The sequence below is a fragment of the Streptomyces asoensis genome (assembly GCF_016860545.1).
Lineage (GTDB): Bacteria > Actinomycetota > Actinomycetes > Streptomycetales > Streptomycetaceae > Streptomyces > Streptomyces asoensis.
The window spans coordinates 976,607-991,648 of record NZ_BNEB01000002.1 but is presented as its reverse complement, the minus strand read 5'-3'; the positions used below and the strand labels follow the sequence as shown (position 1 = coordinate 991,648).

Annotated in this window: 11 protein-coding genes; 8 read left to right on the top strand and 3 right to left on the bottom strand. The window is 73.1% G+C overall.

The genetic code is table 11. From position 1 onward, the window contains the following. Window positions 1-30: 30 nt before the first annotated feature. A complete protein-coding gene (gene dacB, locus Saso_RS07575) occupies window positions 31-1,383 on the top strand; it encodes a D-alanyl-D-alanine carboxypeptidase/D-alanyl-D-alanine endopeptidase (RefSeq protein WP_372442410.1) in 1,353 nt (450 codons plus the stop codon). 222 nt (window positions 1,384-1,605) lie between these two features. Beyond that, window positions 1,606-2,322, top strand: a complete 717-nt coding sequence (locus Saso_RS07570; protein ID WP_189928692.1) for a LuxR C-terminal-related transcriptional regulator — start codon at window positions 1,606-1,608, stop codon at window positions 2,320-2,322. A gap of 119 nt (window positions 2,323-2,441) precedes the next feature. On the opposite strand, the gene Saso_RS07565 is transcribed toward Saso_RS07570, so the two are convergent. Beyond that, a complete protein-coding gene (locus Saso_RS07565) occupies window positions 2,442-3,422 on the bottom strand; it encodes an NHL repeat-containing protein (protein ID WP_189928691.1) in 981 nt (326 codons plus the stop codon). A 280-nt stretch (window positions 3,423-3,702) separates the two neighbouring features. Here Saso_RS07565 and Saso_RS07560 point away from each other — a divergent pair, with 280 nt between their 5' ends. Continuing rightward, window positions 3,703-3,993, top strand: a complete 291-nt coding sequence (locus tag Saso_RS07560; RefSeq protein WP_189928690.1) for a zinc-ribbon domain-containing protein — start codon at window positions 3,703-3,705, stop codon at window positions 3,991-3,993. 15 nt (window positions 3,994-4,008) lie between these two features. On the opposite strand, the gene Saso_RS07555 is transcribed toward Saso_RS07560, so the two are convergent. Together Saso_RS07555 and Saso_RS07550 are read right to left on the bottom strand one after the other, a co-directional pair. Continuing rightward, window positions 4,009-5,109 (bottom strand): substrate-binding domain-containing protein, encoded by a 1,101-nt coding sequence (locus Saso_RS07555; protein ID WP_189928689.1) that lies wholly within the window; start codon window positions 5,107-5,109, stop codon window positions 4,009-4,011. Next, window positions 5,106-7,457 carry a SpoIIE family protein phosphatase gene (locus Saso_RS07550; protein ID WP_189928688.1) on the bottom strand — a complete coding sequence of 784 codons (2,352 nt, stop codon included), beginning with the start codon at window positions 7,455-7,457 and terminating at the stop codon, window positions 5,106-5,108. Before Saso_RS07550 ends, Saso_RS07555 begins: the two co-directional genes overlap by 4 nt. Before the next feature lie 121 nt (window positions 7,458-7,578). Between Saso_RS07550 and Saso_RS07545 the strand changes: the two genes are divergently transcribed. From Saso_RS07545 to Saso_RS07525, 5 genes are all read left to right on the top strand, one after another. Further along, a complete protein-coding gene (locus Saso_RS07545) occupies window positions 7,579-8,667 on the top strand; it encodes a sugar ABC transporter substrate-binding protein (RefSeq protein WP_189928687.1) in 1,089 nt (362 codons plus the stop codon). Window positions 8,668-8,979: 312 nt separating this feature from the next. Further along, window positions 8,980-10,191, top strand: coding sequence for a sugar ABC transporter permease (locus tag Saso_RS07540; RefSeq protein ID WP_372442409.1), 1,212 nt, complete (start codon window positions 8,980-8,982; stop codon window positions 10,189-10,191). Between the two features lie 121 nt (window positions 10,192-10,312). After that, entirely contained in the window at window positions 10,313-12,613 is a 2,301-nt protein-coding gene (locus Saso_RS07535) for a sensor histidine kinase (protein ID WP_229901627.1), read from the top strand. A 112-nt stretch (window positions 12,614-12,725) separates the two neighbouring features. Further along, entirely contained in the window at window positions 12,726-13,907 is a 1,182-nt protein-coding gene (locus Saso_RS07530; protein ID WP_189928686.1) for a right-handed parallel beta-helix repeat-containing protein, read from the top strand. A gap of 35 nt (window positions 13,908-13,942) precedes the next feature. Continuing rightward, on the top strand, window positions 13,943-14,971 hold the full coding sequence (locus Saso_RS07525; protein WP_189928685.1) for a methyltransferase: 1,029 nt from the start codon (window positions 13,943-13,945) through the stop codon (window positions 14,969-14,971). Window positions 14,972-15,042 lie beyond the last annotated feature (71 nt).

The following is a 15,042-nucleotide window of genomic DNA, read 5'->3' as shown; positions in this document are numbered from 1 at the left end:
AGATACCTCATGACCGATATGACGGCGTCCTTGCCCGAGCGTCCCCTCGTCCCGGGCGGTCGGCGCCGGCACCGCGGGACCGGGCCCGGCGGTACCGCTCTGCGGCGGGCGCTCGTGCTCGCGCTGGCCCTGCCCGTCACGTCGGCCGCACTGGCCGGCCCCTCGGCGTTCGCCGCCGGCAACCCCACCGGCACGACGGCCGGGAACCCCACGGCGGGCCGGACGCTCGGCGCGGACGACCGGCAGATGGTCGCCAACCTCGAGGCCCGGGTCGTCGACGCCCGGCTGGGCTCCAAGGTCGGCGGGGTCGTCCTCGACCCGGATTCCGACACCACCCTGTGGGACCACGACGGGGCGACCGCGCTGATGCCGGCGTCCAACACCAAGCTCGCCACGGCGACCGCCGCCCTGACGGTGCTCGGCCCGGACCACAGGTTCACCACCCGGGTCGTGTACGGGAACGGCACCCTCACCCTGGTGGGCGGCGGCGACCGCACCCTGACCGGCGCCGACCTCGCCGAACTGGCGAGGACCGCGGTCGCCGGGCTCAAGGCCGCGGGGCTGACGACGGTGAAGGTCGCGGTGGACGACAGCCTCTTCGGCGAACCGGCCCTGGCGGAGGGCTGGAACACCGGCTACTACCCGGACTCCGTCGCTCCGGTGCGCGCCCTCGTCGTCGACGGCCACGGCGTCCAGGACACCTCGATCGACGCCGGACAGGCCTTCGCCCGGCAGCTGGCCGCGGCCGGGGTCACCGTCGACGGCGCCGTGACCCGCGCGCAAGCGGACCCCGGCGCCTTCCCCGTGGCCCGGCACCTGTCGGCACCACTGTCGGACATCGTCCACACGATGATCAAGGTCAGCGACAACAACATCGCCGAGACCCTGCTGCGGACGACCGCCCTCGCCGCGGGCCGCCCGGCCACCTTCGAGGGCGGCACGGACGTCGTGCGCCAGGTACTGAGCACCCGGTACGGCGTCCCGCTCGACAACTTCGTGATCCACGACGGCAGCGGCCTGTCGCGGGCCAACCGCATCCCGGCCGCCACGCTCGCGGAGATCCTGGAACTGCTGACGCAGCCCCGCAACTCCGCCACCCTGGGCTCCATCCTGGACGGGCTGCCCGTCTCCGGGGAGGCCGGCAGCACGCTCGGTCCGGAGTGGGGCCGCTTCGACGACGTGAACTCCCGGTGCGCGGTCGGCAAGGTGCACGCGAAGACCGGCACCCTCACCGGGGCCATCGCGCTGAGCGGTCTGACCCAGGGCAAGGACGGCAGGTGGAAGGTGTTCGCCTTCATCGAGAACGACTCCACGGCCAACCCGAGCGACATCAAGGACGCCATGGACGGCCTGGCGGCGACCGTGAACGGCTGCTGGGCGTAGCGAAGGGACACCCCGGGAGACGGCGACCGGCCCTCCCGGGGCACCCCCGAGTGCACCCCCGGGCGCACCCCTGTGCGTCCGTGACGGCGCGCCCCGGGGTGTGACCCGAGCCACAAGGAAACGCTTCCGTTTCGATGCCCGGAGGGCTACGCTGACAAGCAACTGAACGAAACCGTTTCGTTCATGTGAGGCGTACTCCCCCACCGCATGGAGAACGAAGCCATGGCCTCCGTACTCATCGTGAACGACCAGTCCCTCCAACGCGTCGGCCTGCGCATGCTCCTGGCCGCCGAGCCCGATCTGACCGTCGTGGGCGACACGGCGAGCGGGGCCGAAGCCGTCGCGCTGAGCGCCGCGCTGCGGCCGGACGTCGTCCTGCTGGGCGGCGTCGGCCCCGGTACGGACGACCTCGGGACCATCCGGCGCATCGCCCACCCCGCGGCCCCGGCACACCCCGCGCGGCCCGCCCCGCCACCCGGCCCCGAGGGTCCGGCCGGGCGACCCCCGCGGATCCTGGTGCTGGCCTCCACCGGCCACGAGGGCCATGCCTACGCCGCGCTGCGCGCGGGAGCGGGCGGATTCCTCCTCCAGGACGCGACGCCCCGTGAACTGACCGCGGCCGTGCGGGTCGTGGCCGCCGGGGACGCCGTCATCACGCCCGGACTGACGCGTGCGCTCATCGAGACCGTCCGCCACGAGCACCCCCGGCGACCCGGCGGGCGGGCACCCGGACGCGCCGCCTTCACCGAGCGCGAGCGCGACGTCCTCGTCGCGGTGGCCTCCGGGTGGTCCAACGCGGAGATCGCCACCCGGCTGTCCATCGCCCCCACCACCGTGAAGTCCCACGTCAGCCACATCCTGGCCAAGATCGGCGCCCGGGCCCGGGTCCAGGCGGTCGCCTTCGCCTACGAGTACGGCCTGGTCCGCCCGGCGGCCTGACGTCGTCGGCCCGCCGCCCAGAACTCCGGCCCTCCGAAGTCCGGCCCCCGACGCCGTCCGGCCCCGTACCCCGGTGCGGGTACGGGGCCGGACGGCTGTGCGGCTGTGCCGCTGTGCGGCTAGCCGCGGTCGCGCTGGTCCACGCGCGCCACCAGCAGGTTCGGGTCCTGCTGGGTGAAGTAGGCCGCGCTCGGTACGTACGCGGTCCGGCCGCGCACGGCCACGGCGGTCGGGTTGGACAGCCCGTCCTTGCGGGCGAGGACCACCTGACGGGTGCCGTCCGGGCGGACCAGCACGACCTCGCTGCCGCCGGTCAGTGCGGCGAGGGCGGTGTCGCGGTGGCGCTCGACGAACGCGAAGTCGTCGATGGCGTACAGCTTGGTCGCCCGGGTCTCGATCGCCGCGGCCGAACCGTTGTTCCGCACGCGGATGCGCAGCAGCGTCCCCGCGTTGGTGTTGGACACCCACACGGCACCGCGGTGGAACCGGAGTCCGTTGACTCCGACGCGGGCCGCGGGTCGCGGGTTGCGGGCCTCCAGCGCGGCTCCGGCCGCCCAGGCCGTCGGCCTGCCACCGGTCCGCGGGACGCGCCAGACGACGCCCCGCACCGAGTCGGCGGCGTAGAGCACGCCTCTGCGCTCGTCGAGGGCCAGGCCGTTGGGGAAGCCGTCCGCCGGCAGCTGCGCGATCTGCCGGGCCGTGCCGCCGCGGGCGGGCACCCGCCAGATGCCGGTGGCGCCGGTACCGGTGGCGTAGTTGACGAACAGGGTGCCGTTGCGGGCGCGCGCGATGCCGAGGACGACGGCCGCGCCGACGATCGGGGTGTGCGGGTCGGCGACGGCGGGCAGCGTCGCGAGGACCCGCTTGCGGCCCGTGCGGTCGATCCTGACCACCTGCCGGGCGGAGGACAGCGTCAGGTAGGCGGAACCGTCGGAGGCGAGCGCGATGTTCTCGGGGCTCTCCCCCTTGGCGAGGTCGAAGTGGGCGAGGACGCTCGGATCGGAGACGACCGGAGCATCTCCCACGGCAGGGGCCGAGGCGAACAGGGCCAGGGCGAGGGCTGCGGCGGTGATACCCGCCGAGCGGGGGACTCGGGGCATGGGACCCTTCCTTGCGGGGAAGCCGGGAACGCCGCCGTGCGGCGGCCAGACGACCATCACGCCGGTCCCGCGGCGGCGGTCGCAGTCATGGCCGGGGGGTCGCCCGCGTGGCCCAGGGCATGGACCCGCCTGGCGCTCACCCCGTCGGCCCGGCGATGGGTCAGACTGTGCGGTGCGACCGGCGCCGGTCCGCCGATCGGATCGTCCGACCATCCGAACGGACGGTATCCGAACGGACGGCATCCGGCCGGACGGAAACTCACCCGGAAGGAAACACAGCGTGATCATTTTCGGCACCAAGGGGTACCTCTACCAGCTGGCGATACTGACCCTCGTGTGCGGCCGCTGCGGCAACCCCGCCGCCCACACGCTCCGCAAGCGCGTCACGAAGTTCACGCTGTTCTTCGTGCCCCTGTTCCCGGTCTCCACGAAGTACGCGACCCAGTGCACCTTCTGCGGCGCGGAGCAGAAGGTGACCAAGGAGCAGGCCGACCAGCTCCTGGCGCAGGGCACGGGCGGCCCCGGCGCCCCGGCGTACGGCTCGCCGCAGCAGCAGCCGTACCGGCACTGAGGATCCGCGGGCCGTTCACCCGCCGGGCCCGGAGGTGATCCCGGCCCGGTCGCAGGCGGCCCTGAGCTCACGGGTGCAGATCTGGCCCGTGGTGTACAGGCCGCCGTCGATCAGGGTCCGCCGGATGTCCCGGGCCGTCACCGCGGTCGGCTGGAGCAGCACCGCGGGGATGCGCTTGTGGGTGGGGCTGTCGACGGTCGTCGTGGCGGTGTCGCCGGCGTCCTCGCCCCGCCCCACGGCGACGGCCATCTCGGCCACCGCGGCGGCCTCCTTCACGAACGGCTTGTAGACCGTCATGTACTGCTCGCCGGTGACGATCCGCCGCACCGCGTCCAGGTCGGCGTCCTGGCCGGTGACGGGCGGGATCTTCGTGACCCCGGCGCTCTTGAGCGCGGCGATGACGCCCGCGGCGATGTTGTCGTTGGCCGCCAGCACCCCGTCGATCCCGTCCGGGCCGAGGGCCGCGACGGCGGCGGACATGTTGGTGTGGGCGTTCTGGGTGCTCCAGTCGAGCGTGTTGTAGGCGCGGGCGATGCGGACCTCGCCATCGAGCTCGGAGAGCGCGCCCTTGCGGTACGAGTCGGCGTTCGGGCTGGTCGGATCGCCGTTCATCATGACGACGTCCGCGTCGCCGCTCCCGGTGCGCCGCTCCATGGCCCGCAGCAGCGCCTCCCCCTGGAGCCTGCCGACCTGGATGCCGTCGAACCCGACGTAGCCGGTGATCGGGCCCTCGGCGAGGCGGTCGTAGGCGATGACCGGCACGCCCGCCCGGCGGGCCTCCTGGATGGAGGAGCGCAGCGCCCGGGTGTCGGCGGCATCGAGGATCAGGACCTCGGCCCCCTTGGTGACCATGGAGATCATCTGCTCCCGCTGCCGGGTGACGTCGTTCTCGGCGTTGGCGTACTCCACCCGGCAGCCGGGGCACAGCTTCTTCACCTGGGCCTCGATGAGCGGCCGGTCGGCGTGTTCCCAGCGGGGCACCGCGCGGCTCGGCAGCAGCAGGCCGACGGTGAAGCCCTCCCGGTCCGGTTCCTCGCCGGAGCCGCAGGAGGCGAGGGGTGCCGTCAGGAGCGCCGCGGCGAGCACCGCGACGACGGGCCCGCGGCCGGTCCTCACGGTGCGCCTCCTCCCGGTACGGTGATCTCGCTCCACACCTGTTTGCCGCCGGCCACGGGCACGGAGCCGAAGGAGTCCGACATCGCCTCGACCAGCAGCAATCCCCGGCCGCCGGTCGACTCCCAGTCCACGATCACCGGTTTGGCGGGCGCGCGCGGCGAGGAGTCGCTGACGCAGACCCGTACCCGGTCGCCGCGCAGGATCAGGTCCAGGCGCACCGGGCCCTGGGTGTGCACCAGCGCGTTGGTGACGAGTTCGGAGACCACGAGCAGCACCGCGTCGGCCGCCTCGGGGACCTTCCAGCGACGCAGTGTGCGGGCGGTGAAGCGGCGGGCGTGCATGACGGCGTCGGGCAGCCGCCACACCATCCAGCCGACCTTGACCGGCCGGGTCTTCATGCCGTCGTAGCGCAGCAGGAGCACCGCCACGTCGTCCTCCCGGCGGCCGGCGTCGCCGAGGAGGGCGTCGGCCATCCGGCCCGGGTCGGCGGGGTCGGCCGCGGCGAGCGCGACGCGGGTGCGGCGCATGCCCTCGTCGAGCGGCAGGTCGGAGGCCTCGACCAGCCCGTCGGTGACCAGGGCGAGGACCGTGCCGGGGGCCAGTTCGACGGCCGTCATGGGGAAGTCGGCCTCCGCCAGGATGCCGAGCGGAGGGCCGCCCGCCACCTCGACCTCCTCGGTGGTGCCGTCGGGCAGCCGCAGCAGGGGGGCGAGGTGCCCGGCCCGGACGAAGAGGACGTTGCCCTCCTCCATGTCGAGTTCGGCGTAGCAGCAGGTGGCGAAGAGGTCGGTCTCCATGCCGACGAGGAGCCGGTTGGCGTGCGAGACGACCACGTCGGGCGGATGGCCCTCGGTGGCGTAGGCGCGGACCGCCGTACGCATCTGCCCCATGATCGTCGCGGCTCCGGCGCTGTGGCCCTGGACGTCCCCGATGACCAGGGCGACCCGGTCCTCCGACAGGGCGATCACGTCGTACCAGTCGCCGCCCACCTGGAGTCCGCGCCGGGCGGGCAGATAGCGGGCGACGGCCGTCCCGCCGGGCAGTTCGGGCAGCCGGCGGGGCAGCAGGCTGCGCTGGAGCATGGTCGCGAGTTCCTGCTCGGCGTCGTGCGCGTGGGCGCGCTTGAGTGCCTGGCCGACGAGGGCGGCCGTGGCGGTGAGCAGGGAGCGTTCCTCGGGCGCGAACGCGTGCGGCCTGTCCCAGCCGACCAGGCACACCCCGGCCACCTGGCCCTTGGCGGGCAGCGGAAGGACGGCCAGTCCCCCGGTGCCGATCCCGGCGAGACCGGGCTCGAGGTCGGTTCCCGCGGGCCACAGGTCCACCCGGCCGTCCGCCAGGGCCGCCTGGAGGGTGGGCAGGGCGCGCAGGGGCGCCTCGGGCCATTCCGTGCGCCACTCGCCGCGCCACGCCTGCGGCCACGCGTCGGGCTGCGGCGGGTCGAGCGCGGTGACCATGACCCGGTCGTCCTGGAGCGCGGCGACGGCGACGTGGTCGGCGGCCAGCGGTTCGCGCAGGGCGGCGACGACGACGCGGCCGACGTCACGGACCGTGGCCGCGTCGTCGAGGGCCGCCGTCAGCCACTGGATCCTGGAGACGTCGTCGCCCCCGCGCCGCAGGACCGAGGTGGCCGTCACCACGCCGAGGACCTGCTGCGCTCCGTCCACGCCGTCGGCCTCCGCCCGGCAGCTCAGGCTGAGCCAGCGCATCTCCCCCGTGGGGCCGCGGACCCGGAACTCCAGGTCGCGCCGGCCGAAGGGGTCGGCGGCGAGTTCGAGGACCGACATCAGGGCGTGCATGTCCTCGGGGAGGGCGTGGGCGAGCAGGGTGTCGACCTTGCCGTCGAAGTCGTCCGGTGTGATGCCGACCAGTTCGAGCACGGTGTCGTCGGCCTCGATCAGTCCGGTGTCCGGGGAGAGGACGAAGAAGCCGACGCGCAGACTGCGCAGGGCCGGGTCCAGCAGCGGGGTCGGCCGCGGCGGGCCGGCGTCCGGCGGCAGGAGCGCGGCGACGGCGTCGGCGTACCGCTCCCAGAAGTGGCGCTGCTCCGACTCGAAGCCGTCGGCGGAGGCCCCGAGGACGACGAGGCAGCCGAGCCTGCTGCCCCGGGTGCCGAGGGGCAGCGCGCCGAGCGGGGTGCCGGCGGTCAGCCACAGGGAGCGGTCGGTGCGGAAGGCGCGGGCCGCGGGCGAGTCCTCGGACAGGGGCAGGCGCTCCGGCGGCGCCGATCCGGAAGGAGCCTTTCCGGACGTGTCGACCAACTGGAGTTCCCTTGTCCCGGCCCCGGGTGCGTAGACCGCTGCCAGTGTGGCTCCGGCGAAGGTCAGGGCCCGGTCGACGCAGGTCCGCACCGTACCTCCCGTCCTGCCGCAGGTGCCGACAGGTTGAGATCGGGGCACCTACCGACCAGAATCGCATAGACGGATCAATCGAACATTCCCACCTTATTGTCGTCTACGGCAGGTACCACCCATGAAGGCCCGTACACGGGACACGGTCGCCGCGGTGACCGCGGTCTGCACCGCGGTCCTCCTGGCGGCCTGCGGGGCGGACACCGGCGACGAGCCGCGGACGCAGGGCCGGCCGAGCATCGGTCTGCTGCTGCCGGACGCCACCACGGCCCGCTGGGAGACCCAGGACAGACCCCTGCTGGAGAAGAGGATCGGCGAACTGTGCGCCGAGTGCGTGGTCGACCACGCCAACGCCAAGGGTGATGTGGCGCTCCAGCAGGAACAGATGAACTCGATGATCACGAAGGGCGTCGACGCCATCGTGCTCGTGCCCGTGGACGCCCGCTCCCTGGGCCCCTCGGTCACCAAGGCGCGCGAGGCGGGCATCCCCGTCATCTCCTACGACCGGCTCGCCGAGGGGCCCATCTCGGGTTACGTCTCCTTCGACGGGGTGGAGGTCGGCAGGCTCCAGGGCCGGGCCCTGCTCCGGGCGATGGGCGACAAGGTGCCCGGCGCCGAGATCGTCATGATGAACGGTGATCCCAGCGACCCGAACACCAAGTCGTTCGAGGAGGGTGCCCGGTCGGTGCTCGGCTCGAAGGTGAAGATCGGCAAGGCCTACGACACCCTCCAGTGGCGTACGGAAGCGGCGCACATGAACATGGCCGGCGCAATCGCGGCGCTCGGCGTCGAGTCCATCGACGGGGTCTACGCGGCCAACGACGGCCTCGCGGCCGGGAGCATCTCCGCCCTCAAGGCGAACAAGGTGGACCCGCTGCCGCCGGTCACCGGACAGGACGCCGAACTCTCGGCGCTGCGGCGCATCGTCGGCGGCGAGCAGTACATGACCGTCTTCAAGCCGTTCGCGCCGGAGGCCGACGCCGGCGCCGCCATGGCCGTGGCCGCGGCCCGCGGGCAGCGCCTGGACCGCCTGGCCACCGCCGAGGTGCCGACGCACGACGGGAAGGCGGTCTCCGCCGTCCTGCTCACCCCGGTGTCGGTGACCGCGGACAACATGCGGGACACGGTGGTCAAGAGCGGCCTGCACACCGTCCGGCAGATCTGCACCCCCGAGCTGCGGGCCGCCTGCGTCCGGGCCGGACTGATCTGACCCCGGCCGGCCGCGACCGGCCCCGCCGGGCACCGCACCGACTGCGCGCCGCCGCGACCTGTCGCAGCATGGACCTTGGGCACGGCTCTCGTGGCACGGCCCGCGCCGCACGGCCCGACGCCCCGGGAAGGAGATGGTTTCCGTGCCGGATCCCCCCTCACCGGCGGCGCGGACCGCGCACAGGAGGCGCGGCCCGGCCGAGATCCACGGCCGCGGCAGCCGCAGGGGGACCGCGCCCCGGGAGCGGACCGTCCGGACCGCCGCCGGCGCCGTGCGCGGTGCGCCCCGCGGGCCGGGCGCCCGGGAGACGAGGTGGTGACCGGCGCGCGGGCTGCCACCCGTGCCGTGCGGAGCGCGTCGACGGCCCTGCGGCACCGGATGAGCGCGGGCGAGCTGGGTTCGCTTCCCGTCGTCCTGGTCCTGGCGGTCGTCTGGATCACCTTCCAGTCCCTCAACCCGAACTACCTCTCGCCCCGCAACCTGTCCAACCTCAGCGTGGACATCGTGGGCACGGGGATGATCGCCGTCGGCATCGTCTTCGTCCTGCTGCTCGGCGAGCTCGATCTGTCCGTCGGCTCGATCAGCGGCCTCGCCGCGGCCGTCTTCGCCGTGCTGAACGTCAACCACGGGGTGCCGGAATGGCTGGCGCTCGTCATCGCGGTCCTGGCGGGCACCGCGGCGGGGACCGTCCAGGGCTACTCCATCGCGCGCACCCGGGTACCGGCGTTCGTGATCACCCTCGCCGGGCTGCTCACCTGGAACGGCCTCATGCTGGCCGTGCTCGGCGACAGCGGCACCCTCAACCTCGACGAGGACGGCCTGGTCGCCAAGCTGACGAGCTACTACTTCACCGACGACGCGGTGGCCTACGCCCTGGCGGCGGTCGCCGCGGGGGCGGTGTTCCTCGTCAGCGACCACGACCGCAGACGGCGAAGAGCCATCGGCATGCCGCACCGTTCGCTGCGGGCCATCGCCGTGCGCTCCGGGTCGCTCGCGGTGATCGCGTTCGGCGCCGCCTATCTCCTCAACCGGTTCCAGGGCCTGCCGCTCGCCCTGCTGATCTTCCTCGTGGTGGTGGCCGGCCTCGACCTCCTGCTGCGCCGCACCCGCTACGGACGGCAGGTCTACGCGCTCGGCGGCAGCGTCGAGGCGGCCCGGCGCGCCAGTCTCGGCGTGACGTGGGTGCAGACGGCGGTGCTCGCGGCCTCGGGCACGATGGCCGCCGTCGGAGGCCTGTTCCTGGCCTCGCGCATCACCTCGGTGAGCCAGAGCTCGGGGTCCGGCGTGCTGCTGGTCAACGCCATCGCGGCGGCCGTCATCGGCGGCACGAGCCTGTTCGGCGGGCGTGGCACGACCTGGTCGGCGGTGCTCGGCATGCTGGTCATCCAGTCGATCGCCTCGGGCATGGCGATCACGGACACTCCCCCGGCCGTGCAGTTCATCATCACCGGCGGGGTGCTCTTCGCCGCGGTCGTCATCGACTCGCTGTCCCGGCGCTCCCACGAGGTGCACGGACGGGCCTGACGGGGAAACCCGACCCACTTAGGTGAAAGTTGCACCACTTTTGAACGCCTTGGCACCGGCGCCGCGTAGTGAGGGGTACGGGCGCTCACGCGCGAGGCGCTCCAGAGGCGATAGGTCGACAGTGCCGAACAACTCCACCGCGGTCGAGAGACGAAGAACGCCCCTCACCGGCAACTGGCCGGTGGCCAGACGGCTCCGGGCCGTCCTGCTGATCCCCGTGCTCGTCGCCCTCGTGCTCGGCGGCCTGCGGGTGAAACGCTCGGTCGACGTCTGGCAGGACGCCGACGACGCGGTCCGCGTCGCCGAACTGGTCCGGGCGGCGAACAAGTACGCGAGCGACGCGATCAACGAGCGCGACCTGTCGGTCGTCCCCCTGCTGACGGACGCCAAGGGGTCGGACACGGTCGCCCGGGCCCGGGCCGTCACCGACGCGGACGCCCGGGTGTTCGACGCGGCGGTCGCCCGTATGCCGCAGACCAGCGGCCTGCTGCGGCGCGTCCAGCTGGTCCGGGCGGGCGAGGCACAGCTCGCCGCCGTACGGGCCAACGCCTTCACCTCCCGGATGACCGGGGTGAGCACGGAGGAGAGCTACCACACGGTCCAGCACCCCCTGATGGAGCTCTCCAACGAACTGGGCTTCGGCAGCAGCAACCAGGCGAGCTTCGGCCGCACGCTCTACGCGGTGTCCCTGACGCAGGCGGCCGAGTCGCTGATCCGGTCCATCGGCACGCATCTGCTCGTGGAGGACCGCGACCGGCTGGCTCCCGGCGAGCTGGCCGCCCAGCTCGCCTCCTTCCGCTCGTACGCCTACCTGGAGAAGGTGGGACTCCAGGAGTACGCGGGCGCCGGCACCACCGAGGACATGACCAGGCTGCGGCAGGCACTGGCCGCCGCCGAGGAGCGGGGCAGGCAGCAGAGCGCGCAGGCCGAGGCGCAGGCCGAGGCGGCGGGACGCACGTTCACCGCCCCGCCCGGCATGGAGGAGATGATCACCGCGATCGGCGACGGCACACCGGTCGCGGAACTCGCCGCGCGGGGCATCACCCCCGAGTCCTTCTTCGCCGCCTCCACCCTGGGCTTCGACGCCTACCGGGGTATCCAGGTGGACCTCACCGACACCGCGCTCGGCAACGCCCACGACATCGCCGACCGGGCACGCCGGGACGCCGTCGTGAACGCGGCACTCGTCCTGGCCTCGGCACTCGTGGCCTTCCTGCTGGCCTCCTGGTTCGCCCGGACGATGAGCACCGGGATGCGCCGGCTCAGCGCCGCCGCCATCGAGATCGCGGGCCGCAGGCTGCCCGAGCTCATCGACCAGATGTCCCGGACCGACCCGGGCGAGGTGGACACCCGGGTCGCGCCGATCCCGATCGACACCACCGACGAGATCGGCGAGGTCGCCCGGGCCTTCGACCTCGTCCACCGCGAGGCCGTCCGGCTGGCCGGCGAGCAGGCGCGGCTGCGCGGCAACCTGAACACCGTCTTCATCAACCTCTCGCACCGCGGGCAGTCCCTGATCGAACGGCAGCTGGCCCTGATCACCAGCCTGGAGGACAACGAGACCGACCCCGAGCAGCTGGAGAACCTCTTCCGGCTGGACCACCTCGCCACCCGGGTCCGCCGCAACGGCGAGAACCTCCTGGTGCTCGGCGGCGAGAAGCCCGCCCAGCAGTGGGACCAGCCGCTGCCGCTGGTGGACGTCGTCCGTGCCGCCTCCTCGGAGGTGGAGCAGTACGAACGCATCCGGCCGGCCGGTCTGCCCGAGGCGCGGATCGAGGGCTCCGTCGTGCCCGACCTCGTGCACCTGCTCGCGGAACTGCTGGAGAACGCGACCGTGTTCTCGTCGCCGCACTCGCAGGTGCGGGTGAGCGCCGAGCGGCTCCCCGACGGCCAGATCATGGTCGAGATCCACGACGAGGGCATCGGCCTGGAGCCCGAGGACTTCGCGAAGATCAACGGCAAGCTCGCCGATCCGCCGACGGTGGACGTCGAGATCGCCCAGCACATGGGGCTGTTCGTGGTGGGCCGGCTCGCCGACCGGCACGGCATAAACGTCCGGCTGCGGCCCTCGGGCGAGGAGTCCGGCACCATCTCCCTCGTCATGCTGCCCGCTTCGGTGGTCCGGCCCCCGGAGAACGCGCTGCCCGACTCCGACACCCTGGCGCTGGCCCTGCTCAGGACCGTCCCCGGGCCCCGGTTCGCGGCCGCCCTGTCGGGCGGCGAGGACCCGGGGGACGCCTTCTCGGGGTACGAGGCATGGCAGGACGAGCCGGCGGGGAAGCGGCCGGGCGACCAGGAGTCACCGGCGGCGGGGAAGCGGCCGGCCGACGAAAAATCACCGGCCGCCTCGCCCGCGTCCGGCCGCGCGCGCAGGACGTCCCGGCGGGCGCCCCGGCGCGACCGCCGTCCCCGTACCGGCTGACGCCGCGGCGGCGTGTCCGCGCCGACCGGTGCGGCACGCGGCCGGCCCGGGACACGCCGCCGGACGGCCTATCCCGGCGGTTACCGAACCATACGGTCATACCGTGCACAATATGAAGAAATGCCATATCGCGTATCTGGCCTGCACGGCCGCGCTCCTCGGGACGGGACTCGGCGCCGCCGCGCCGGACGCCGGACACCGGGTCCACATCGTCCACCCCGGCGAGTCGATCCAGAAGGCGGTGGACGCCGCGCGGCCGGGCGACACCGTCCTGGTGGCGGCCGGCACGTACCGCCAGAGCGTCGACATCAGCACGCCCGGACTCACCCTGCGCGGCATGGGCCGCGGCACGGTGCTCCGGCCCGCGGCAGGCACCGCCACCACCGCCCCGGCCGCCGGGACCGGCACCGCGAAGCCCGCCCCCAAACCGGCGAAGCCCTCCAAGCCGGCCAAGCCCGCCAAGCCCGCCAAGCCCGCCAAGGCTCCCAAGCCCGCCAGGTCCGCGAGCAGTTGTGCCGCGAGCGGCAACGGCATCTGCGTCACGGGCACGAAGGACCACAACGTCGACGGCGTCACCCTCGCGTCCCTGACGGTCACCGGCTTCACCAAGAACGGCGTCTACGCCACGGACGCCGACGGGCTGACCGTGCGCAGGGTCACCGCGGTGAAGAACGGCGTGTGGGGCATCGCCACGGAACGCTCCCTCCACGGCGAGTTCCGCGACAACACCGCCCGCGACAACGGTGACGCGGGGCTCTTCCTCGCCAACTCGGTCAAGGAGGAGATGGGCGCCACCGACACCGACGGCACGGTGGTCGAGCACAACCGGCTGACGGGCAACCGGATCGGCGTCACCGTGCGCAGGCTGCGCAACCTCACCGTCGCGGACAACCTCCTGACGGACAACTGCGCCGCGGTGTTCGTCGTCGGCGACGAGAACAAGCCGAAGGCCGGTTTCGTGACCGTGACCGAGAACCGCATCGAGCACAACAACAAGTCCTGCCCGAAGACGGCCCGGCTGGACGCCCTCCAGGGGTCCGGCATCGTCCTGACCGGCGCCGAGGACAGCGTGATCACCCGGAACGTGATCAAGGACAACGCCGGCAAGTCCCCGCTGTCCGGCGGCATCGTGCTGTTCAAGAGCTTCGTCGGCACGACCAGCGACCGGAACCGGATCAGCGACAACCTGCTGCGCGACAACTCCCCCGCCGACCTGGTCAACACGGACACCGGCAAGGGCAACGCCTTCGAGGGCAACGACTGCCGGTCGTCGAAGCCCGCGGGCCTGTGCTGAACACCCGGAACCCAGAGAAGGAAGGAAGACGGCCCATGACGACCGCCCAGTCCGCCCCTCCGCCGTCCATGCGGCTGCGTGAACTCGCCTTCGGGGCGGCCTGCGCCGCCGCCCTGCGCGCCGCCGCCCGGCTGGGCGTCGCCGACGCCCTCGGCGACGCCCCCATGCCGGTGGAGGACATCGCGGCCGCGGTGAAGACCGAACCGCGCCCGCTGCGGCGCCTGATGCGGGCCCTGTCCTGCTACGGCGTCTTCACCGAGTGCCCGGACGGAACGTTCGAGCACACCGACGTCTCCCGGCTGCTGCGCGAGGACGACCCCAACAGCCTGCGGGCCATCACCCTGTGGTGCACCGAGCCGTGGACCTGGGACGCCTGGCCGCTGCTCGACGAGGCGGTGCGCACCGGCGGCAACGTGGTGGAAGGCCTCTACGGCAAGGAGTTCTTCCCCTACCTCAACGAGGACGCCCCGGAGTCGGCCGACGTCTTCAACCGCGCCATGACCACCTCCAGCGTGCAGTCGGCACGCGACGTCGCGGAGTTCCTCGACCTGTCGGGGAGCGCCTCGGTCGCGGACATCGGCGGCGGCCAGGGGCACGTGGTGGCCAGCCTGCTGGACAAGTACCCCGCGATGCGCGGCACGCTGCTCGACCTGCCCCGGGTCGTGGAGAACGCGGTGCCGCGCCTGCTCCCGGGCGGCGACCTCGCCGGCCGCGCGCGCGTGGTGCCCGGCGACGTCCGCACGGCCGTCCCGGTGAAGGCCGACGTCTACGTCATCAAGAACATCCTGGAGTGGGACGACGAGAGCACCGCCCGCACGCTGCGCAACGTCCGCGAGGCGGGCGGCCCGGGCACCCGGGTCGTGGTCATCGAGAACCTCGTCGACGACACCCCCTCGATGCGGTTCAGCACCGCGATGGACCTGCTGCTGCTCCTCAACGTCGGCGGGGCCAAGCACACCACCCGCAGCATGGTGGACCGGCTGACCGAGGCCGGCCTGGTCATCGACGACATCAGTCCCGTCAACCCGTACCTGCACGCGTTCGACTGCCACGTGGACGGCTGATCCGGACCCGACCCGGATCACCGAGAGCTCTTCCCCCCGAAACACCGGTCGCCGGGCCCGCAGCGTGGCGG